General features: G+C 67.8%; 21 protein-coding genes and 1 pseudogene. 9 read left to right on the top strand and 13 right to left on the bottom strand.

Annotated elements, in window-relative coordinates; all coding sequences use genetic code 11:
• Window positions 1-58 precede the first annotated feature (58 nt).
• From ACZ6DT_RS11900 to ACZ6DT_RS11875, 6 genes are read right to left on the bottom strand one after another with little or no spacing between them, the layout of a single operon-like run.
• Window positions 59-826 (bottom strand): HpcH/HpaI aldolase family protein, encoded by a 768-nt coding sequence (locus ACZ6DT_RS11900; protein ID WP_465592517.1) that lies wholly within the window; start codon window positions 824-826, stop codon window positions 59-61.
• Window positions 811-1,596 carry a 2-oxo-hept-4-ene-1,7-dioate hydratase gene (gene hpaH, locus ACZ6DT_RS11895; protein ID WP_465592514.1) on the bottom strand — a complete coding sequence of 262 codons (786 nt, stop codon included), beginning with the start codon at window positions 1,594-1,596 and terminating at the stop codon, window positions 811-813. The genes ACZ6DT_RS11900 and hpaH overlap by 16 nt, the downstream gene beginning before the upstream one ends.
• A gap of 10 nt (window positions 1,597-1,606) precedes the next feature.
• Entirely contained in the window at window positions 1,607-2,701 is a 1,095-nt protein-coding gene (hpaD, locus tag ACZ6DT_RS11890; protein WP_465592511.1) for a 3,4-dihydroxyphenylacetate 2,3-dioxygenase, read from the bottom strand.
• Window positions 2,702-2,731: 30 nt separating this feature from the next.
• The gene (hpaE, locus tag ACZ6DT_RS11885; protein ID WP_465592508.1) at window positions 2,732-4,237 is read right to left on the bottom strand and encodes a 5-carboxymethyl-2-hydroxymuconate semialdehyde dehydrogenase; all 1,506 of its coding nucleotides are present in this window, start codon (window positions 4,235-4,237) and stop codon (window positions 2,732-2,734) included.
• A gap of 13 nt (window positions 4,238-4,250) precedes the next feature.
• Entirely contained in the window at window positions 4,251-4,922 is a 672-nt protein-coding gene (locus ACZ6DT_RS11880; RefSeq protein ID WP_465592505.1) for a GntR family transcriptional regulator, read from the bottom strand.
• The gene (locus ACZ6DT_RS11875; protein WP_465592502.1) at window positions 4,904-6,388 is read right to left on the bottom strand and encodes a fumarylacetoacetate hydrolase family protein; all 1,485 of its coding nucleotides are present in this window, start codon (window positions 6,386-6,388) and stop codon (window positions 4,904-4,906) included. Before ACZ6DT_RS11875 ends, ACZ6DT_RS11880 begins: the two co-directional genes overlap by 19 nt.
• Window positions 6,389-6,539: 151 nt before the next feature.
• On the opposite strand from ACZ6DT_RS11875, the gene ACZ6DT_RS11870 reads away from it, so the two are divergent.
• Window positions 6,540-7,913 carry an MFS transporter gene (locus tag ACZ6DT_RS11870; RefSeq protein WP_465592499.1) on the top strand — a complete coding sequence of 458 codons (1,374 nt, stop codon included), beginning with the start codon at window positions 6,540-6,542 and terminating at the stop codon, window positions 7,911-7,913.
• 17 nt (window positions 7,914-7,930) lie between these two features.
• Here ACZ6DT_RS11870 and ACZ6DT_RS11865 read toward each other — a convergent pair whose 3' ends face one another.
• A complete protein-coding gene (locus tag ACZ6DT_RS11865; protein WP_465592496.1) occupies window positions 7,931-8,620 on the bottom strand; it encodes an IclR family transcriptional regulator in 690 nt (229 codons plus the stop codon).
• Between the two features lie 59 nt (window positions 8,621-8,679).
• On the opposite strand from ACZ6DT_RS11865, the gene ACZ6DT_RS11860 reads away from it, so the two are divergent.
• Together ACZ6DT_RS11860 and hpaB are read left to right on the top strand one after the other, a co-directional pair.
• On the top strand, window positions 8,680-9,228 hold the full coding sequence (locus ACZ6DT_RS11860) for a flavin reductase family protein (RefSeq protein WP_465592493.1): 549 nt from the start codon (window positions 8,680-8,682) through the stop codon (window positions 9,226-9,228).
• Window positions 9,229-9,259: 31 nt separating this feature from the next.
• Entirely contained in the window at window positions 9,260-10,717 is a 1,458-nt protein-coding gene (hpaB, locus tag ACZ6DT_RS11855; RefSeq protein WP_465592491.1) for a 4-hydroxyphenylacetate 3-monooxygenase, oxygenase component, read from the top strand.
• A 114-nt stretch (window positions 10,718-10,831) separates the two neighbouring features.
• Here the strand turns inward: hpaB and ACZ6DT_RS11850 are convergent, their stop codons facing one another.
• The gene (locus ACZ6DT_RS11850) at window positions 10,832-11,311 is read right to left on the bottom strand and encodes a DUF4383 domain-containing protein (RefSeq protein WP_465592488.1); all 480 of its coding nucleotides are present in this window, start codon (window positions 11,309-11,311) and stop codon (window positions 10,832-10,834) included.
• A gap of 118 nt (window positions 11,312-11,429) precedes the next feature.
• Here ACZ6DT_RS11850 and ACZ6DT_RS11845 point away from each other — a divergent pair, with 118 nt between their 5' ends.
• Window positions 11,430-12,185, top strand: coding sequence for a ZIP family metal transporter (locus ACZ6DT_RS11845; protein WP_465592485.1), 756 nt, complete (start codon window positions 11,430-11,432; stop codon window positions 12,183-12,185).
• Here ACZ6DT_RS11845 and ACZ6DT_RS11840 read toward each other — a convergent pair whose 3' ends face one another.
• From ACZ6DT_RS11840 to ACZ6DT_RS11825, 4 genes are all read right to left on the bottom strand, one after another.
• Window positions 12,186-12,359, bottom strand: coding sequence for a hypothetical protein (locus tag ACZ6DT_RS11840; RefSeq protein WP_465592482.1), 174 nt, complete (start codon window positions 12,357-12,359; stop codon window positions 12,186-12,188).
• On the bottom strand, window positions 12,356-12,733 hold the full coding sequence (locus ACZ6DT_RS11835) for a hypothetical protein (protein ID WP_465592479.1): 378 nt from the start codon (window positions 12,731-12,733) through the stop codon (window positions 12,356-12,358). The genes ACZ6DT_RS11840 and ACZ6DT_RS11835 overlap by 4 nt, the downstream gene beginning before the upstream one ends.
• On the bottom strand, window positions 12,730-12,978 hold the full coding sequence (locus tag ACZ6DT_RS11830; RefSeq protein WP_465592476.1) for a hypothetical protein: 249 nt from the start codon (window positions 12,976-12,978) through the stop codon (window positions 12,730-12,732). The genes ACZ6DT_RS11835 and ACZ6DT_RS11830 overlap by 4 nt, the downstream gene beginning before the upstream one ends.
• A 91-nt stretch (window positions 12,979-13,069) precedes the next feature.
• Window positions 13,070-14,080, bottom strand: a complete 1,011-nt coding sequence (locus ACZ6DT_RS11825) for an SdiA-regulated/phytase-like domain-containing protein (RefSeq protein ID WP_465592473.1) — start codon at window positions 14,078-14,080, stop codon at window positions 13,070-13,072.
• Between the two features lie 192 nt (window positions 14,081-14,272).
• Here ACZ6DT_RS11825 and ACZ6DT_RS11820 point away from each other — a divergent pair, with 192 nt between their 5' ends.
• From ACZ6DT_RS11820 to ACZ6DT_RS11805, 4 genes and pseudogenes are all read left to right on the top strand, one after another.
• Entirely contained in the window at window positions 14,273-15,673 is a 1,401-nt protein-coding gene (locus ACZ6DT_RS11820; RefSeq protein ID WP_465592470.1) for a fatty acid desaturase, read from the top strand.
• A 166-nt stretch (window positions 15,674-15,839) separates the two neighbouring features.
• A pseudogene (locus tag ACZ6DT_RS11815) lies at window positions 15,840-15,968 on the top strand (oxidoreductase C-terminal domain-containing protein); the annotation flags it as partial.
• Between the two features lie 39 nt (window positions 15,969-16,007).
• A complete protein-coding gene (locus ACZ6DT_RS11810) occupies window positions 16,008-16,625 on the top strand; it encodes a TetR/AcrR family transcriptional regulator (protein WP_465592467.1) in 618 nt (205 codons plus the stop codon).
• 124 nt (window positions 16,626-16,749) lie between these two features.
• On the top strand, window positions 16,750-17,052 hold the full coding sequence (locus tag ACZ6DT_RS11805; protein WP_465592464.1) for a DUF1905 domain-containing protein: 303 nt from the start codon (window positions 16,750-16,752) through the stop codon (window positions 17,050-17,052).
• A gap of 53 nt (window positions 17,053-17,105) precedes the next feature.
• Here ACZ6DT_RS11805 and ACZ6DT_RS11800 read toward each other — a convergent pair whose 3' ends face one another.
• On the bottom strand, window positions 17,106-19,136 hold the full coding sequence (locus ACZ6DT_RS11800) for an MMPL family transporter (protein WP_465592461.1): 2,031 nt from the start codon (window positions 19,134-19,136) through the stop codon (window positions 17,106-17,108).
• A gap of 106 nt (window positions 19,137-19,242) precedes the next feature.
• Here ACZ6DT_RS11800 and ACZ6DT_RS11795 point away from each other — a divergent pair, with 106 nt between their 5' ends.
• The gene (locus ACZ6DT_RS11795; protein WP_465592458.1) at window positions 19,243-19,716 is read left to right on the top strand and encodes a MarR family winged helix-turn-helix transcriptional regulator; all 474 of its coding nucleotides are present in this window, start codon (window positions 19,243-19,245) and stop codon (window positions 19,714-19,716) included.
• Window positions 19,717-19,744: the final 28 nt, after the last annotated feature.

The following is a 19,744-nucleotide window of genomic DNA, read 5'->3' as shown; positions in this document are numbered from 1 at the left end:
CAGCCTCGCGTCTAGGTATATGAAGCATTTAGTCCTCTGAATGCGAAGCGCCAAGCCCTTAGGCCTGATGCCGCCGTGCGAGTGCCTCCGAACCTTGAGCGAGCAGGGTGACGTCGGCGCCGACCAGCACGAACGAAGCGCCGGCGTCGAGGTAACGCTGAGCCTGCCCCGGGTCGAACGCGTTGACGCCGACCGGTTTCCCCTGGGCGCGGACGGCCTCGAAGGTCCTCAGCACGGCCGCCGTGACGTCGGGGTGCGTCTGCTTTCCGAGCAACCCCATCGAGGCGGCCAGATCGGACGGTCCGACGAAAACCCCGTCGACGCCGTCGACCGCGGCGATCTCGGCGGCGGCCGCGACTCCCGCCGTCGACTCGATCTGGACGAACAGTGAGGTGAACTCCTCGGCCTTCGCCAGGTAGTCCTCGACCCGGTTCCAGCGCGCCGACCGCGACAGGGCGCTGCCGACACCGCGTACGCCTCGTGGTGGATAGCGGACGGCCCGCACGACGGCTTCCGCCTCCTCCGCGCTGTCGACCATGGGTACCAGCAGGTTCTGTGCGCCCAGGTCGAGCAACTGTTTCAGCGCGACCGCGTCGCCGGACGGGGCACGTACCACCGGCGTGATGGGGTACGCGGCGATCGTCTGCAGCAACGATTGCACCGTTTCGAGCCCGGCGGGGGAGTGCTCGGTGTCCACGAGCAGCCAGTCGAGTCCGGAGTCCGCGCAGATCTCCGCGACGACCGGGCTGCCCGAAGTGACCCACATGCCGATCTGCGGCCGCGCGGCCAGCCGCTCCCGGAACGGCGGGGCTAGACGAAGCGGCATGTGATCGCCCCCAGGTCCCGGTAGTCGGCGGTCACGGTATCGCCGGGGTGCACCCACATCGGCCGGGTGAACGAGCCTGCCAGCACGATGTCACCCGGATCGAGTGTGTCGCCGTGCTGCGCGAGTTTGTTCGCCAGCCAGGCGACGCCGTTCGCGGGATGGTTCAGCACCGCGGCGGCGACGCCGGATTCCTCGATGGTCTCGTTGCGGTACAACAGCGCCGAAACCCATCGCAGGTCGACGGCGTCCACGGCGACCGGGTTGCCGCCGTAGACCATCCCGCCCATGGCGGCGTTGTCGCTGATCGTGTCCACGATGGTCCGGCCGGTCATTTCGATCCGAGAGGACAGAATCTCCAGCGCGGGCACGACGTATTCGGTCGCGCGCAGCACGTCGAACACCGTGCTGTCCGGTCCGGCGAGGGAATCACGGAGTACGAAGGCCAGCTCGACCTCGATGCGCACGTTCGAGAACCTGCTGTGCTCGATCACGGAACCGTTCTCGAACACCATGTCCGCGAAGATGGCGCCGTAGTCGGGTTCGGTGATCCCGGTGGCGGCCTGCATGACCTTCGACGTGAGCCCGATCTTGCGCCCGACCGGGCGGCGTCCCGCCGCGATGCCCCGCCGCCGCCATTCGTTCTGCACGGCGTAGGAGTCCTCGACGGTCATCTCCGGATAGCGCGCCGTCAGCAGCGGGATCGTTTCCCGGGCCTCCTCCGCGGCCGCCAGTTCGTCGGCGATCGCGGTGATCGTTTCCTGTTCGAGCATGTCCCCCGCCTCAGAGCTGGTTGCCGAGTTTGTACTCGCCCTGTTTCCAGGCCGGCAGTTCGTCTTCGTCGTCACCTTTGCGGGTGTAGGAGAAGCCGTCGGCGCCGATGGTGACTTCCAGTTCGCTTTCCTCGGTCCTCGCGGCCACCGGCTGCGGTTTGCCGTCGAGGTCGAGCACGAGGGAGGCGTCGGTGTACCAGGACGGGACCACCGGCGTGCCCCACCAGTCGCGGCGCTGGTTGTCGTGCACGTCCCAGGTGACGACCGGGTTGTCGGGGTCGCCGGTGTAGTAGTCCTGGGTGTAGATCTCGACGCGGTGCCCGTCCGGGTCGCGCAGGTACAGGTAGAACGCGTTCGAGACGCCGTGTCTGCCGGGGCCGCGTTCGATATGGTCCGACATCCGCAGCGAGCCGAGTTTGTCGCAAATGGACAGGATGTTGTGCTTCTCGTGCGTGGCGAAGGCGACGTGGTGCATCCGCGGCCCGTCGCCGCCGGTCATCGCGGTGTCGTGCACGGTGGGCTTGCGGCGCATCCAGGCCGCGTACGTGACGCCTTGGTCGTCCTGGATGTCTTCGGTGACGCGGAAGCCGAGGTCTTCCATGTGCTCGACCGCGAGCGGGACGTCCGGGGTGACCTGGTTGAAGTGGTCGAGCCGGACCAGCGCGCCCGGAACGTGCAGGTCGTAGCGCCAGCTGAGCCTGTCGACGTGCTGGACGTCGTGGAAGAACTCGAGCGGGAAGCCGAGCGGATCCTGCACCCGCACCGAATCGCCGATGCCCTTGGTGAACCCGTTCTCCTTGCGTTCGACCCGGCAGCCCAGCTCCGTGTAGAACGCGACCGCCTTGTCCAGGTCCTCCGGCGACCGCACCCGGTACGAGAACGCCGCGACCGCGGCGACCGGACCTTGGCACAGCACGAGGTTGTGGTGGATGAACTCGTCGATCGTGCGGAGGCTGACCGTGGTCTCGTCCTCTTCGGTCACCGTCAGTCCGAGGACGTCGGCGTAGAAGGCGCGCGAACGCGCCAGATCGGTGACGACGAGTTCCATGTACGCGCAGCGCAGGACGTCCGGCGGCGGCGATTTCGGGGTGGGGATCGGCTTCATTGCGTCATCCTTTGTGGACGGGGAACGGGGTCAGCCCTTGCCGAAGGCGGGGTTGTGCACCTCGCCGAGATTGATGTGCACCGCCTGCTGGTCGGTGTAGAAGTCGATCGAGCGGTAGCCGCCCTCGTGTCCCAGCCCGGACGCCTTGACCCCGCCGAAGGGGGTGCGCAGATCACGGACGTTGTTCGAGTTGAGCCACACCATGCCCGCTTCGACGGACTGCGCGAAGTTGTGCGCCCGCTTGAGGTCGTTGGTCCAAACGTAGGCCGCGAGCCCGTACTTCGTGTTGTTCGCGAGCTCGAGCGCCTCTTCCTCGGTGTCGAACGGCGTGATCGCGACGACGGGGCCGAAGATCTCCTCCTGGAAGATCCGGGCGTCCGGTTTGACGTCGGCGAACACCGTGGGTGCCACGTAGTTCCCGGTCGGGAAGCCGTCGGGGCGGCCGCCACCGGCCACCAGCCTGGCCTCGGTCTTCCCGATCTCGATGTACTTCATGACCTTTTCGTAGTGCTCGGGGTGCACCAGGGCGCCGACCTCGGTCCCGGACTCGCCCGGGTCCCCCACCACGACACGTTCGGCCTGCGCGGCGTACCGTTCGACGAACTCGTCGTAGATCGCGCGCTCGACCAGGATCCGGCTGCCCGCCGTGCAGCGTTCGCCGTTGAGGGAGAACACGCCGAAGATCGTCGCGTCGATCGCGGTCTCCAGATCGGCGTCGGCGAAGACGATGGCGGGTGACTTGCCGCCCAGCTCCATCGACAGTCCTTTGAGGAACGGCGCCGCGTTCGCGAAGATCAGGCTGCCGGTGCGGCTCTCGCCCGTGAAGGAGATGAGCGGGACGTCCGGGTGCTTCACCAGCGCGTCGCCCGCGTCCTCGCCGAAGCCGTTGACGAGGTTGAAGACGCCCTGAGGCAGCCCGGCCTCCTCGAAGATCTCCGCCCACAGCGACGCGGAAAGTGGGGTGAACTCCGCGGGCTTGAGCACGACGGTGTTGCCGGTCGCCAGCGCGGGGGCGAGTTTCCACGACTCCAGCATGAACGGCGTGTTCCAGGGCGTGATCAGCCCGGCGACACCGATCGGCTTGCGGTTGACGTAGTTGATCTGGCGGCCCGGCACCTTGTAGGTGTCGTCGGCCTGCGCGACGATCAGATCCGCGAAGAACCGGAAGTTCTCCGCGGCCCGGCGGGCCTGGCCCAGTGCCTGCGAGATCGGCAGCCCCGAGTCGAAACTCTCCAGCGCCGCGAGCCGCTTGTCCCGTGACTCGACGAGATCCGCGACGCGGTTCAGCACGCGCGAACGCTCGCGCGGCAGTAGCTTCGGCCAGGGGCCCTCGGTGAACGCCTTCCGCGCGGCGACGACGGCGCGGTCGATGTCGGCCTTTTTGCCGGCGGCGGCCTGGACGTAGACCTCGTTGGTCACCGGGTCGAGTACGTCGAAAACGGCACCGTCGGCCGAGTCGGTGAGTTCACCGCCGATGTAGTGCCGGATCCGCTCCGGGACGCCGTCCGGGATCGGCCGGGGAGTCGTGCTGGTCAAGATTCCTCCTCAGTCAGCGTTTCGCGCGTTCTCGCGCGTCCAAAAAGGCCTGCATGGTGGCCCAGCGGTGATTGCGTGCGGCGAATTCGATGTCGAGCGGGTCGGCCTTCTCGGAGATCAGCCGGAGGATCTGTTCGTGCTCTTCGACCGACCGATGCGCGCGGTCGGGGACGAACGCGAAGGTCGAGTCGCGCAGTCCGGACAGCCGAGTCCAGCCCTGGTGCACGAGGTCGAGGATCTGCGGGTTGGGACAGCATTCGAACAGCAGCGAGTGGAACCGCTGGTTCAACGCGGTGAACTCGTGCGCGTTGAAGTGGTCCAGCAGCGCGATCATGCGCTCGTTCACCCGGCGGGCCCGCGCGATGTTCTCTTCGGAGAGTTGCGGGGCGGACAGCGCGGTGGCGACACCTTCGACCACGCCGAGGGTCTGCATCGCGTGGACGTACTCGTTCTGGTCCACCATCGCCACGCGCGCGCCGACGTTGCGCTCGAAGGTCACCAGCCGTTCGGCCTCCAGCCGCCGGATCGCCTCGCGCACCGGGACGACGCTCATGTCGAGCGCGCCGGCGATCTCGGCGAGGACGAGCCGGTAGCCGGGTCCGTACTCGTGCCGGGCGATCCGCTCACGCAGCCACCCGTAGGCGAGTTCGGATTTGCTGGTCGTCTTCACTGCTTCTTCTGCCATGCCGCATACCTTTCCCGCCACAACGGGTTCAGCGGGAAGAGCCCCTCGATCGGACGGCCCTGGCCGACCTGCTCGGCGATCCAAGCGTCCTCGTCCTCCTGGACGAGCGTCGCGTCGACGATCTCTTCGGCCAGCGCCGGCGGGATGACGACCACGCCGTCGTCGTCGCCGACGATGATGTCGCCGGGCAGCACGGTGGCATCGCCGCAGGCGACCGCGACGTCGGTGTCCCACGGCACGTGCTTGCGGCCGAGGACCGCCGGGTGCGGGCCCTGCGAGAACACCGGGAGCCCGGTCGCGGCGACGGCTTCGAAGTCGCGGACCCCGCCGTCGGTGATCACCCCGGCCGCTCCGAGATAGCGCGCCCGCAACGCCAGGATGTCCCCGAGCGTTCCGGACCCCTTGTCGCCGCGGGCTTCGATGACGATCACCTCGCCGGTGCCGACCGAGTCGAACAGGCGTTTCTGCGCGTTGTAACCGCCGCCGTGAGACTTGAACAGGTCTTCGCGGTTCGGGACGAAGCGCAAGGTCCTCGCCGTGCCGACGACCTTCGAGCCCGGGAGGTTGGGGCGTACGCCGTCGATCGCGACGTTGTTCAGGCCCCGCTTGCGCAGCTGGGCGGACAAGCCCGCGACCGGGGCGCGCAGCAGTTTGGCCCGGAGTTCCTCGCTGAGCGCGGGAGTGTCCTTCTCGACAGGCTCCTCCGACGGCGTGCCCCAGGCCTCGGCGCGTTGCTTGTCGTCGACCTCGGGCAGGCTGCCGATGTCCGAAAAGGACCGGATCCCCTGGGTGACGGTGGTGTGCAGCCGTCCGCTGCTGGCGGAGGTGCCGGGAACGTCCACTTCGACCACGACGACGTCGCCGGGGGAGACCACCGTCGAACCGGCGGGGGTGCCGGTGAGGATGACGTCGCCCGGCTCGAGCGTGAAGTGCTGGGAGAGGTCGGAAACGAACTGCCGCAAGGGGAACAGCAGTCCGGCCGTGGTGTCCTCCTGTACCAGGTCGCCGTTCACCCAGGTTCGGATGCGCAGCGACGAAGGGTCGATGTCGCGCGCGTCGATGAGGCCGGGGCCGAGCGGGGTGTAGCCGTCACCGCCCTTGGACCGGACGTTGGAGCCTTTGTCCGCCGCGCGCAGATCGTAGAGACCGAAGTCGTTCGCGGCGGTGACCGCGGCGACGTGGTCCCACGCCTTGTCGGGTTTGACCCACCGCGCCGTGGTGCCGATGACGAGCGCGATCTCGCCTTCGAAGGCCAGCAGTTCGGTCCCCGCGGGGCGTTCGACCGTGCCGCCGGACGTGCCGATCGAGCTCGACGGTTTGAAGAAGTACGACGGATTCGCCGGACGCCGCCCGCGTTGTGCGGCGCGTGACGCGTAGCTGAGATGGACGGCGATGATCTTGCCCGGCCGGACGGCTGGCGGACCGGACGCGCGGCCGGAAGGCGCTGATGCCTCGTAAGTGCCCATGGTTCCCTGTATCCCTCGACCCTTGCTTCGTATCTAATAACGTATATGATTCCGTGCCACAGTGGCAAGGTGGTCACCGAGTGGCCTTCGCCTCGCCCAGGGGATCCCAGCGGGCCGCCACTCGCGTCAGGCCTATGTCAAAGGAGTCAAAGTGTCGAATCCAGCGCAGGATGAACGCACGCCCGGCCGGACCACTCCACCGTCCTCCGATCGGCGCCGGGTCGCGTTCGCGACCGTCGTCGGCACCACGGTCGAGTGGTACGACTTCTTCGTCTACGCGTCCGCCGCCGGTCTCGTCTTCGGCAAGCTGTTCTTCTCCGGCCTCGGTGCCGACAGCACGCTCGTCGCCTTCGCCACGGTGGGCGTGAGCTTCCTGTTCCGCCCGCTCGGGGCCTTCCTCGCCGGGCACTTCGGCGACAAGTACGGCCGTCGCGTGGTCCTGGTGCTCACCCTGATCCTGATGGGTGTCGCGACCACGCTGATCGGCGTGCTCCCGACGTTCGACCAGATCGGGGTCGCCGCGCCGGTGCTGCTGATCCTGCTGCGGATCCTGCAGGGTGTTTCGGCGGGCGGGGAATGGGGCGGCGCCGTCCTGATGGCCGTCGAGCACGCGCCGTCCCGGCGGAGGGGACTTTTCGGTGCCTCACCGCAGATCGGCGTCCCGCTCGGGCTGTTGCTGGCCTCCGGCGTCCTGGCGCTCACCAGTCTGCTCGTTCCCGGACAGGCGTTCCTCGACTGGGGCTGGCGGATCCCGTTCCTGCTCAGCGTCGGGCTGATCCTGGTCGGCCACTACGTGCGGCGCCGCGTCGAGGAGAGCCCGGTCTTCCGCGAGATCGCCGAACGCCGCGAGCAGACCCGGACCCCGATCATCCAGCTGTTCCGCAAGCACGCCGTGCTCGTCCTGGTGGCCGCGCTGGTGTTCGCGGGCAACAACGCCGTCGGCTACATGACCACCGGCGGCTACATCCAGAACTACGCGACCAATCCGAAGGGCCCGATCGGTCTCGACCGCGGACCGGTGCTGTGGGCGGTGACCGCGTCGGCGGCGACCTGGCTGCTCTCGACGTGGGCGGCGGGCGCGGTGTCCGACCGGATCGGCAGGCGGCGCACCTACGTGCTGGGCTGGATCGCGCAGCTCGCCGGCGTCGCGGTGCTCTTTCCCTTGGTGGACACCGGGAACATCGTGTTGCTGGCGCTCGGTTTGATCATTCTCAGCGTCGGGCTCGGGTTCACCTACGGCCAGCAGGCGGCGTTCTACGCGGAGCTGTTCCCCGCCTCGATCCGGTTCTCCGGTGTTTCGATCTCCTACGCGCTCGGTGCGATCCTCGGTGGTGCTTTCGCGCCGACGATCGCGACCGCCCTGGTCAGCGCGACCGGCACGTCGATGTCCGTGGCCGTCTACCTGGCCGGGATGACCGTCATCGGCTTCATCGCCACCTTGCTGCTGCGGGATCGGTCGGGGATCCCGCTCGGACCGGACCACGAAGCCGAGCAGGCCGTGAGCCCGCTTCGGTTCGGAAAGTGATCAGCCGTCCGTGACGCTCATCCGCCGAGAGCGTCACGGACGGCCTTCGCCGCCGCTTTGAGCCGCTCCGCGAGCTCGGCGGGGGCCCGTGTGCTCGACAGATAGACGACGGCGAGTGCCGCCGGGTCGTGGCCGCGCAGGGGGAGCGGCACCGCCACCGAGCTGAGGTTCTCGATCACTTCGCCATGGCTGTCCGCGTAGCCGCGGGCGGCCACTTCCCGTACTTCCTCAGGCCAGTCTTTCGAGGGCAGCTGGGAAAGGATCGCGCGGCCGGGGGCGCCCGCGGTGAACGGATGCCTGGACCCCGGGCGCTGCGCGACGGACGCGACGGCGTGCCGGGGTTCCACGCTGACCAGGGTCACGCATTCCTCGCGGTCCATCACCGCCACGAAACATGTCATGCCGAGTTCGTTCGCGACCGCGGTCAGTTCGGGCAGCGCGGCGGCCTGCAGATCGTGCTTGATCCCCGCCGCGAGCGCGGCCAGACGCGTGCCGAGTTCGAACTTCCCTGAGGGCTCCCGTGTGAGAAGCCCGTGGTCTTCGAGCGTGCGGATCAGCCGGTACGCGATGGACCGATGGACGCCCAGCCGTTCGGCGATCTGGTCGACGCTCAGCGGTTCTTGGGCGTCGGCAAGGACTTCGAGTACGCGGATGCCTCGGCTGAGTGTCTGGGACGTGCTCGCGGTCTTGCGGGAGTCCGAAACCATCGTATACGATCCATTTCGATAGTTGAACTGTCTGTTCGATTATAGAACAGGAACTCACGATGATGGCACGCGAGACCAGGTTCTCCCCGGGTTCGAGCCTCTATCGGCCTCCCGCGCAGTTCTTCCGAGGCTGCCTCGGCCGCTTCGCGACGGGTGTCGCGGTGGTGACCTTCGATGCCACCACGGCCGACGGCACGGTGAAGCGGCACGGCCTGACGGTGAACTCCTTCACCGCGGTCTCGATGGATCCACCGCTCGTGCTCGTCTCGATCCAGCGCACCGTGAAAAGCCACGACCTGCTCGCGGGTCGCCCGTTCGCGGTCAACGTCCTCGGCGCGGAACAGGAGGCGCTCGCGATGAACTTCGCCGGCCGTCCGTCTCCGGAAGGCGCGCCGACGTGGGTCGAAGGCGGGCACGCGCCGCGGCTCGGCGGCGTCCTCAGCTGGTTCGACTGCACGCCGTGGGCAGCCTACGACGGTGGCGACCACACCCTGTTCCTCGGCGAGGTCCGGGAGTTCGACTACCGCTCCGGCGACGCGCTCGGCTTCGTCGACGGGCGGTTTTCGACCATCCACGAGTCCGTGCGAGGCCACGAATCCCTGTTCTGACAACGACGTCCACGCCAAGAAGGAGCACGACATGGGAGCCCGTACCGGACAGCAGTACCTCGACAAGCTCAACGGGATGACGCCGGAGTTGTACATCGACGGCGAGAAGGTGACCTCGAAGGTCGCCGAGCATCCGGCGTTCCGCAACAACGCGCTGACCTATTCGAAGCTGTTCGACCTCCAGCACGACCCGGCGCACCACGACGTCCTGACCTACGAATCGCCGACCACGGGGGAGCGCGTCGGAACGTCGTTCCTGGTGCCACGCACCGAGGAGGACCTCAAGCGGCGCCGTGCGGCCTTTTCCGTGTGGGCGCAGTACTCCAACGGATTCCTCGGCCGCACCGGTGACTACATGAACTCGTCGCTCACCGCGCTGTCGACTGCGAAGAAGTTCTTCTCCCAGGCCGATCCCGTCTTCGGCGAGCGTATCGAGAAGTACTACGAAATGGCGCGCGAGAACGATCTCCTCGCGACGCACACCCTGATCCCGCCGCAGGTCAACCGCTCGGTGTCGGGGAGCCAGCAGGGCGGCGGCAATCTGTCGGCGAAGGTGGTCGAGGAACGGGAGGACGGCATCGTCGTCCGCGGCGCCCGAATGCTCGCCACCATCGCGCCGATCGCGGACGAACTCCTGGTGTTCCCCTCGACCGTCCTTCGTGGCACTCCCGAGGACGCCCCGTACTCCTACGCCTTCGCCGTGCCGAACGACGCGCCCGGGCTGAAGTACTTCTGCCGGGCAGGCCTCGACCACGGCCGCTCGCACTTCGACGAGCCGCTCGCCTCGCGGTTCGAGGAGATGGACGCGGTCGTGGTCTTCGACGACGTCTTCGTCCCGAACGAGCGGGTGTTCCTGCTGGGGCATCCGGAACTGTGCAACGCCTGGTACTCCGAGACCGGGGCCGGTGCGCTCATGACCCATCAGGTCGTCACGCGCACGCTGGCCAAGACCGAGTTCTACCTCGGCCTCGCCAGTGAGATCGCCGCCACGATCGGCATCGACGGCTTCCAGCACATCCAGCAGGACCTGTCCGAGCTGATCTCCTACGTCGAGATCGAGAAGGCCGTGCTGCGCGCGGCGGAAGCCGACGGAAAGGTGAGCGAGGACGGCGTTTTCCTGCCCAAATGGGAAGTCCTCAACGCCGCCCGGAACTGGTACCCCACCAAGGTCTCACCGCGGCTGACCGAGATCATCCGCAAGTTCTCCGCGTCCGGTCTCATGGCACTGCCGGGGGAGGCGGACTTCGAGGCGGAAGGCCGTCCCGACATCGACACCTACCTCCAGTCGGCCACGCTGCCCGCCAAGGACCGCGCGAGGTTGTTCAAGCTGGCGTTCGACGCGTCGGTCTCCAGCTTCGCCGGGCGTGAGTCGCTGTATGAGTACTTCTTCTTCGGCGACCCGGTGCGGATGGCGGGGGCCCAGGTGAACGCGTACCCGCGGGAGGCACTGCGGGAACGGGTCCGGGAACTGCTGGCGCGGGACGAGTGAGGGGGCGTCTCCCTGCTCGCTTGCGGGCTTGAAGCGGATTGGACTCAGTGTCCCCGATGCGCCATTGGGGACATGTCTCACTGAGTCCGTCGTCCGGGGCGGGCCCGGACCTTCTCATTGGTGCTGTATGTCGGGTTCCGGGTAGTCACCCGCCTTGCGTTCGAGCGCGGTGGTGAGGACACCCAGCGCGATCATGGCGAGGCCGAGGCCGAGATGCAGCCAGTTGTCGGCGACGTTGAACGGCAGGAAGTTCCCCGGGCTGCTCTGGGGGATCACCAGTCCGATGATCCACAGGAGCAGGTAGATCCCGCCGCCGACCATCAGGAAGACACGGGAAGCGGCGCGTTTGCGAGCGGCGAGCACGCCCACCACGCCGAACAGCAGATGCACCAGGTTGTGGAGGATCGACACGGCGAAGACGCCGAACAAGCGGGCTTCGGAATGGTGCCCGGCGAATTTCAGCCCTTCGTAGCCGGTGGTGATGCCCGGGATGAAGCCGAGTACCCCGACCACGAGAAAGACCACGCCGAAGATCAGGGCGGCCACCTGCGGCGGATGCCGTCGGGTGTCGCGTGTCACGCCTTTTTGTTCCATACCGGCCGAGTACCCCGCGTTCTTCGGGGCAACCCTCCGTGAGATTCCTGACGCGCGTCCGGCCACCGGGTCGGACAGACTGAGCGCCGGGGTTTCGGAATGACAGGAGGAGGATCGGGTGCCGGAACTACTGGTGGCGGGCGGCTGGGGCCTACTGGCCGGGTCGGCGTTGCTGCTCGGCGCGATGGCGGGTTTCCTGGTCCGGATCCCGGGCAAGGCCGTGGCGGGCGTGATGGCGTTCGGCAGCGGCGTGCTGATCTCCGCCGTCTCCTTCGAGCTGATCGCCGAGGCGCACGAAAAGGGCGGATTCCTGCCGACCGCGCTCGGCGCTGTCGGCGGTGCGCTGGTCTATACCCTCGCCAACGTCGCTCTCGCCCGGCGAGGCGCCCGCCATCGCAAACGCTCCGGTGACCAGCAACCGTCCGAATCCGAACAAGCGGGCTCCGGGACCGCCATCGCGCTCGGCGCCCTGCTCGACGGCGTCCCCGAATCGATGGTGATCGGCACCAGCCTCCTCGGCGGCGGAAGCGTGAGTGTCGTGACCGTGGCCGCCGTGTTCATCAGCAATGTCCCGGAAGGACTGTCCAGCGCCGCGGGGATGAAGCGGGCGGGCCGGAGTCCCCGCTACGTTCTCCTCTTGTGGAGTGGTATCGCCGTGATCAGCGGGGTGGCCGCCCTGCTCGGTTACGGCGTTCTCGGCGGGGCTTCCGGCGCCACCCTTGCCGTGATCACCGCGATCGCCGGCGGCGCGATCCTCGCCATGATCGCCGACACGATGATCCCCGAGGCCTTCGAGGACGCACAGCTGTGGAGCGGATTGATCACGGTCGCGGGCTTCCTCACCGCGTTCGGCCTTTCCCACGTCGGCGCCTGATCAGCGGCCGGACGGCGGCGGGATCGGTGCTCCGGCGCTCGTCTTACCGGTCGAGAAGAATTCGACGGCTTCGCTCGCGCAGGGAAGCGAGGACAGCGACCCGTAGTGGTCGTCGGCGCTGTAGCCGACGCCGCGTGGATCGAATCCGATCAGGTCGTGGTCGGCGTCGATCACGGCGGCCTCGCTGTCGGTGATCCATCGTGGCTCGTGGATACCGGACTGGCCGGGCGGTCACCATGGCGCATTCGGTGCGCCGATCGTCCGCCGGCTCCCAGCTCTCGGCGATGTCCGTGCAGGGTCTCCAAACAGGCTGTGCGGCGACGCCGGCGGGCGTTGTCGTGCCGCAGGTCCGGGAAGGCCGTGCGGGTCATGCGGTAGTACGCCATGACCTCTTCGTCGCCGTCGAAGATCTGCCCGGTCGCCATGATCTCGTAGTGCGGATGGCCGTTGAAGGTGCCGAGCGTGCGCTCGAACTCGTGGGCCACCTCGGTGTCCATATGCTCTTCGATGATCTTGTGGCGGTGTTCGCGCAGGTCTTCGCTGCTCACTTGTCCTCCGGGTCCTTCCTGGTCGCGATCCGGAGCCTGCCGCCCGCTCGAGCCGGACCTGGACAGCCCAGGTTTCGCCGGTGTTCTTGTTGTCCCGCAAAACGAGCGGGTGACGACGCGACGCCGCTGGCGCCCGAGGTCATCCCGGTGCCGATGGATTCCCGGCCGTCGCCCGCGAGCGCCGCGGGCGGCAGGAGCAGGGGAACGACCAATGCCGGAAGAATCGCGAGGGGGGTGAATTTCATGCCGACAAAGTAGTTCACCGAGAGGCGGAAGAAAGGCCGGAATCGATGCACTCCATTCCGGCGCGAATCCGCGACGGAATGGAGTGGTGGTTCAGCCGCAGGACAAGGTGCCGGCGCGGAGCGCGTGGCCGCCTTCGTTCCCGTCGTCGGCCCAGACCGCCTGCTTGCTCCCCGACGCGCAGGCGCCCGCGATGGCGAAGCCTTCGTTGTTGTAATCCGGCATTCCGCCCGGACGGTCGTACGTGGCGGTGACGGCGAACTTGCCCTTCGTGCCGACGGTGAGCGTCGTCGAGGCGCCGCCGCAGTTGTCGTCGCAGACCGCCCAGAGCTTGCCGGTCGAAGCCTCGTACTCCAGTTCCATGATCGAGTCGAGCCCGCTCGCGAAGCTCGCGACACGGGTGTACTTCCCGCCCGCCTGGTCGAGCGCGTAGGCGTAGATCATCCCGTTGCTCTCGAGGCCGACGAGGTAGAGGCCGGTGCCGTGACCGGGGTAGCTGCCCGGGTCGTACGGCGCCTTCGTGCGCTCGTCCACGAATCCCTTCGCGGTGAGAGCGCCGTCCGGGATCCACGAGACGGCTTCGAGACCGTCGTTGGCCGAAACCTTCGGCAGATCCGCGGTCAGCTCCCATTCGACCTTGGCGGCGAGGGTCTTGGCCGAGCCGGAGACGTCATATCGGAGCACCTTGAGCGCGCTCGTCTTGCCGTTGTCGCCGTCGCGTTCGGCGGCCACGACCACGCCGTCCGGGGTGGCCACGACGGCTTCGGCGTCGGGATCGCCCTTGCCGTTGCGGTAACGCAGCGCCTTGCCCGACGACCAGCCGTTGGCGGTGTCCGGCTGCCACTTCGCGCCGTTGCGCACGAGGCGGTACAGCGTGCCGGGCCCGTTCTTCACCGCCCAGAGGACGTCGGGTCCGCCGAAGGACAGCCCGCTCATGTTGCCGCCGAGGGCGTTCGAGCCGTCGGCGTTCGTGACGGCGGAAGTGCCAGGCCAGGGGGTGTTCGCCGCGGTGCTCGCGGTGGCGGTCGTGGCGGGCAGCGTCAACAAGGCCGCGGCGACGGCGGCCACGGCGGCTGGTTGGATCCGACGAGTTGAACGGGGCATTCGCGCTCCTTCGGGGTGGACGAAGTGGGTCGCGGCGTGTCGTCACAAGTTAAGTAAGTTTCCTTACGAATACAAGATATCGCCAGGTTCTCATCAGGCGAAGCAACGTTGGATTTACAAAAGATGACTACTTGTCAAACCGGATGTACATCACCTACAGTTTTGTAAACCCAGCCAACGGAGGAGGGTGCGATGAGCGAGCTGAAGGGCACGATCCCGGCGGGCTCGACCGAACGATGGACCGATCGCAAGCGATACCTGTGGCTGATCGGCCTGGTCGTCCCCTCGCTCGCGTTCCTGGCGATCGGGCTGCACGCGGCCACCGGCTGGGGTGTGTGGTTCTGGATCGGGCCGATCGTGATCCTGGTGATCGTGCCGCTGATCGACCTGATGGCCGGGCTGGACCGCGGCAATCCGCCCGAGGACGTGATCGAACGGCTGGAGCGGGATCGCTACTACCGGTGGATCACCTTCGCGTTCCTGCCGATCCAGTACGCGGGTTTCGTGGTCGCGTTCTGGCTGATCGCCCGCGGTGACCTGTCCGTGGTGGACAAGATCGGTCTGGCGGTCTCGATCGGCTGCATCGGTGGCATCGGCATCAACACCGCGCACGAACTGGGGCACAAGAAGGAAAGCCACGAGCGCTGGCTGTCGAAGATCGCGCTGGCGCAGAGCTTCTACGGCCACTTCTACATCGAGCACAACCGCGGCCACCACGTCCGCGTGGCGACCCCGGAGGATCCGGCCAGCAGTCGGATGGGGGAGAGCTTCTACCGGTTCTGGCCGCGCACGGTGTTCGGCTCGCTGAAATCCGCGTGGGCCCTCGAGCGCAAACGGTACGCCCGGCGCGACCGGCATCCGTTCCGGATCGGCAACGACGTGCTCAACGCCTGGCTGATGTCGGCCGTGCTGTGGGCGGTGATGACCGGGTGGCTGGGCCCGGGGATCCTGCCGTACCTGGTCATCCAGGCCGTGATCGGCTTCTCGCTGCTGGAGGTCGTGAACTACATGGAGCACTACGGAATGCGGCGGCAGAAGGTCGGCCCGCCGAACCGGCGTCGCTACGAACGGGTGGATCCCAGCCACAGCTGGAATTCCAACAACATCGCCACCAACGTCCTGCTCTACCACCTGCAGCGGCACAGCGACCACCACGCCCACCCGACCCGCCGCTACCAGACGCTGCGCGATTTCGCGGAATCGCCGGTCCTGCCGACGGGTTACGCCGGGATGATCGTGCTGGCACTGGTCCCGCCGGTGTGGCGTCGCGTGATGGATCCGCGCGTGCTCGCGCATTTCGACGGCGACATCTCCCGCGCCAACATCCAGCCGTCGAAGCGGGCCAAGATCCTGGCGCGCTACGGAACACACGCCACCGCGCCGTCCCGGGTCGTCACCGACACGCACGGCGACGCGACCGAGGGCGGGATGTGCCCCGGTTGCGGCTACGTCTACGACGAGAAACTCGGCGACCCGCGTGAGGGTTTCCCCGCCGGAACGCCGTGGTCGACGATCCCGGATTCGTGGTGCTGCCCGGACTGCGGGGTGCGGGAGAAGGTCGATTTCGTGGCGCCGGGAAGGGTCGGAGCATGACGAAGATCGAGGCGGACCGCGCGAAATGCGACGGGCTGGGCGTGTGTGAGGCGATGGCGCCCGACTTCTCCGAGGTGGGCGACGACGGCACGGTCGTCGTGCTCGACGAGCGGCCCGGTGAGGAATACCGGCAGGGCCTGTCGGCCGCCGTCGACGCCGGCCCGGTCCTCGCCCTTACTTCTGGTCGGACTGGTACGACCACCGGATCCAATTCGTCGGCACGCCGCGCGCGGACGAGGTGGTGACCGCCGTTTCGGCTTCCGGCGGGTTCACCGCGCTGTACCGGGGCGGGAACAGCGGCTTAGAAGCTGAGGACTGAAGGGCTCAGCTTAGAATGACGATCATGAGTGAGGCACCGGTCACGGGTGGCCCGTACCGTCAACCGATCGTCTCGTCGGCGATCGAGTTGACCGTGCGCTCCGGCTGGTCCTCGGTGACGATGAGCAAACTCGCGGAGATCGTCGGCGTCAGCCGCCAGACCGTCTACAACGAACTCGGCTCGAAGACCCGGCTGGCCGAAGCGATGATCTCGCACGAACTCGGCCGGTTCCTCTCGGTCGTCCGGGATGCCTTCGAACGGCACCCCGACGACCTCGTCGAGGCGATCCACGACGCCGTCCGCGGTGTCCTCGAACTCGCCGACGACAACCTCCTGCTGCGAGCCATCGTCTCGGCCACGCACGGCGCCGACACCGAGTTGCTCCCGCTGCTGACGGTCCGGGCCGAGAGCCTGCTGAGCGAGGCGACGGTCATGCTGCGCGGTCGTGTTCGCGCCTACGGTCCGCCGCTGGACGCTTCGCAGCTGGATGTGGCGATCGACGTCGTGGTCCGGACCGTGCTGAGCCACATCATGCAGCCTTCGGATACTCCGGCGCGTACGGCCGACGCACTGGCTTGGATGGCGTCGCGTGTACTCGGCGCCACGACGACCCGCTCGCTGCGGCATCCTTAGCAGGACTAGGGCCGCGGTCTCGGCAGGTCGCCGACCTGTGGTCACACCGTGATCGAGGACACGCGACTCACACCCACCTCATGGTCGCGCCGGAATTGTCGGTCCCGTATGCGACGCTCCACCGATGATCGTCGTATTCGATGCCGAACTCTGGGTCTGGGACGCCCGCCGCGACGAGACCTGGACCTTCGTGAGCCTCCCCGAGGACATCTCCGAGGAGATCCGCGAGCTCACCGACGGCCCGCGCCGCGGGTTCGGCGCGGTCCGCGTCCAGGTCGGCATCGGCGGCAGCAGATGGAAGACGTCGATCTTCCCGGACGCCAAACGCGGTGCTTACGTGCTGCCGGTCAAGAAGGCGGTCCGCAAGGCCGAAGGGATCGAGGAGGGAGACATAGCGAAGGTGACCGTCGAGCTGATCGACCTTTGACCGACCACTCCTTCGCGAGCTCGGCCAGGTCGCCACGCTCGCCATCGCCACGTTCATTCCCTGCCGGTCTTCGCCAGCTTCGAAGGCCACCAGATCCTCCGCCCGACGTCGACCGACAGGGCCGGTACCAGCAGCGAACGCACCAGAAGCGTATCGAGCAGAACGCCGAACGCGACGATGAAAGCCAGCTGTGCCAGGAAAAGAATCGGCAGGACGGCCAACGCGGCGAAGGTCGCGGCGAGGACGATACCCGCGGACGTGATCACACCGCCGGTGACACGCAGACCGCGCAGGGTCCCGTCCCGGGTGCCGATCCTGCCCGCCTCTTCGCGGACCCTGGTCATCAGGAAGATGTTGTAGTCGATCCCCAGTGCGACAAGGAATACGAAGCCGAACAGCGGGACGACCGGATCGGCGCCGGGGAAGTCGAAGACGTGGTTGAACACCAGCGCCGAGACGCCCATCGTCGCGGCGAACGACAGCACCACCGTGCCGATCAGCAGCAGCGGCGCGAGCAGCGACCGCAGCAGCAGGGCGAGTACGAAGAAGATGACGACCAGGACGATCGGGATGATCAGCAACCGGTCGTGCTCGGAGGTCTCCCTGGTGTCGAGCAAGGTCGCCGTCGGCCCGCCGACCTTGGTGCCGTCGACGGTGTGCACGGCTTCGCGGATCCGTTGGACCGTCGCGACGGCCGCGTCGGAGTCGGGCGGATCGGTCAGGACCGCGTCGATCTTCGCGAGTCCGCCCGCTTCGCCGCTTTGACGGACGTCCGAGACGCCGGGGACCCGCGCCAACGCGGTGACCGCCTCCGCCTTACCGGCGGGGGAGATGATCACCGTGGGGGAGCCGGAGCCGCCGGGGAAGTAGCGGGAAAGGACTTCCTGTCCCGCCACGGAATCGACCGGCGTGAGGAAGACGTCGGATTGCGCGGTGCCGGACGCCTTGAGCTGCGGCAGGAAAGCGCCACCCGTCAGCAGGACGACGGTGGTGACGATCCAGATGGTGCGCGGGGCCCTGGCGACCCGGCCGGACACGCGTGCCCAGAGCCCGCCGGTCTCTTCCTTCGGCGGGGCGGCCGCCGGCCGGAACGGCCAAAAGGCGTTGCGCCCGCACAAGGCCAGGACGGCGGGCAGGAACGTGATGGTCGTCAGGAAGGCCGCGCCGATGCCGATGGCGGCGACGGGACCGAGTCCCTTGTTGGAGTTCAGGTCGCTGAACAACAGACAGAGGACGCCGAGGATCACGGTCCCGGCGGAGGCTGCGATCGGCTCGATGGTCGAGCGCCAGGCCATCCGGAGCGCGGAGCGGGCGTCGTCGGTCGTCCTGAGTTCTTCGCGATAGCGCGAGATCATCAGGAGCGCGTAGTCGGTGGCGGCGCCGAAGACGAGGATGAACAGGATGCCCTGACTCTGCCCGTTCAACGCCAGCACGTCGTGGTCCGCGAGCAGGTACACCGCGAGACTGGCGGTTCCCAGCGCGAACACCGCGGACAACAGGACGAGCAGGGGGAGCAGCGGGCTTCGGTAGACGATGATCAGGATGAGCGCGACCACCGCGCCCGCGACCAGGAGCAGCAGTCCGTCGATCCCGCCGAACGCCTCCTTGAGATCGGCGACCTGCGCGGCCGGACCGGTCACGAGCACCTTCAGGCCATCGGGTGTGTCACGGGCGAGCGCGTCACGTAGTGCCTCGACGCCGTCCCCGGGGTCGCTCGTGGCGTCCAGGAGCACGACGACCTGCGCACCCGCGTTGCTCTCCGGCGCCGGGACGAGCCGTGCGTTCGACGTCCGGTCGGCGAGGAACCGCTTGTCGCCCTCGGTCAGGCCCGACGGTCGTTCGGCGACGACGATCGCCGGGATGACGGCGGCACTGGAGAACTGTTCCTGGAGTTCACCGACTTCGGTCGCTTCGGCCGAGGCGGGCAGGAAGCTGCTGCTGTCGTTCTCGGTGACCTGGCTCAGCTTGCCCGCGTACGGGCCGCTGAATCCGCCGAAGATCAGCCAGGCCACCGCCACGAGCGCGGGGAGCAGCCAGCGCAGACGTGACCGCGTGCGGGCGGGGTGTTCGACTTCGGAGATCATGAGCGGATGGCTCCCGTGACCTTACTACTTCGACAAGTGAATAGTTCGACCATCGAAATAGTAGAGTGGTCACCCGGACGATGCAGCGTGAGGGGAGGTTTCGGACGTGGCTGAGAACACCGAGGAGGTCACGGACGCCCTGCTCGTCCTCCTGCTGCGTCAGCTGACCGTCGAATCGGACCGGTTCGCCGAAATGTTCGGGGAGGCGCACGGCCTGCACCGGACCGACCTCAACGCGCTCGCGGTGATCATGGACGCGGCCAAGCTGGGCACGCCGATGAGCCCGGGCAGGCTGGCGGAGGCCTTGCACCTCAGCGCTTCCGCGACGACGGCGGTGCTCGACCGGCTCGAGCGGGCGGGCCACCTCTACCGGGACCGCAGCGCGACCGACCGGCGCAAGGTCGAGCTGCGGATGCACGACCAGGCACGCCGGATCGGTGCCGAGTTCTTCCTCCCTTTGGGTGAGCGCTTCTCCGCGGCTTGGCGGGATCTGGGGGAGGACGAGCGCCGGACGGTCGCCCGGTTCCTCCGGAGCAGCATCGCCGCGACGGTGGAGGTCCGCGGCCGCCTCGCACCCTGAACGGGCCACTCGGGGTGCGCCACCGGCC

This window comes from Amycolatopsis sp. NPDC041971, assembly GCF_055588925.1.
This window is presented reverse-complemented; position numbering and strand designations above follow the sequence as displayed.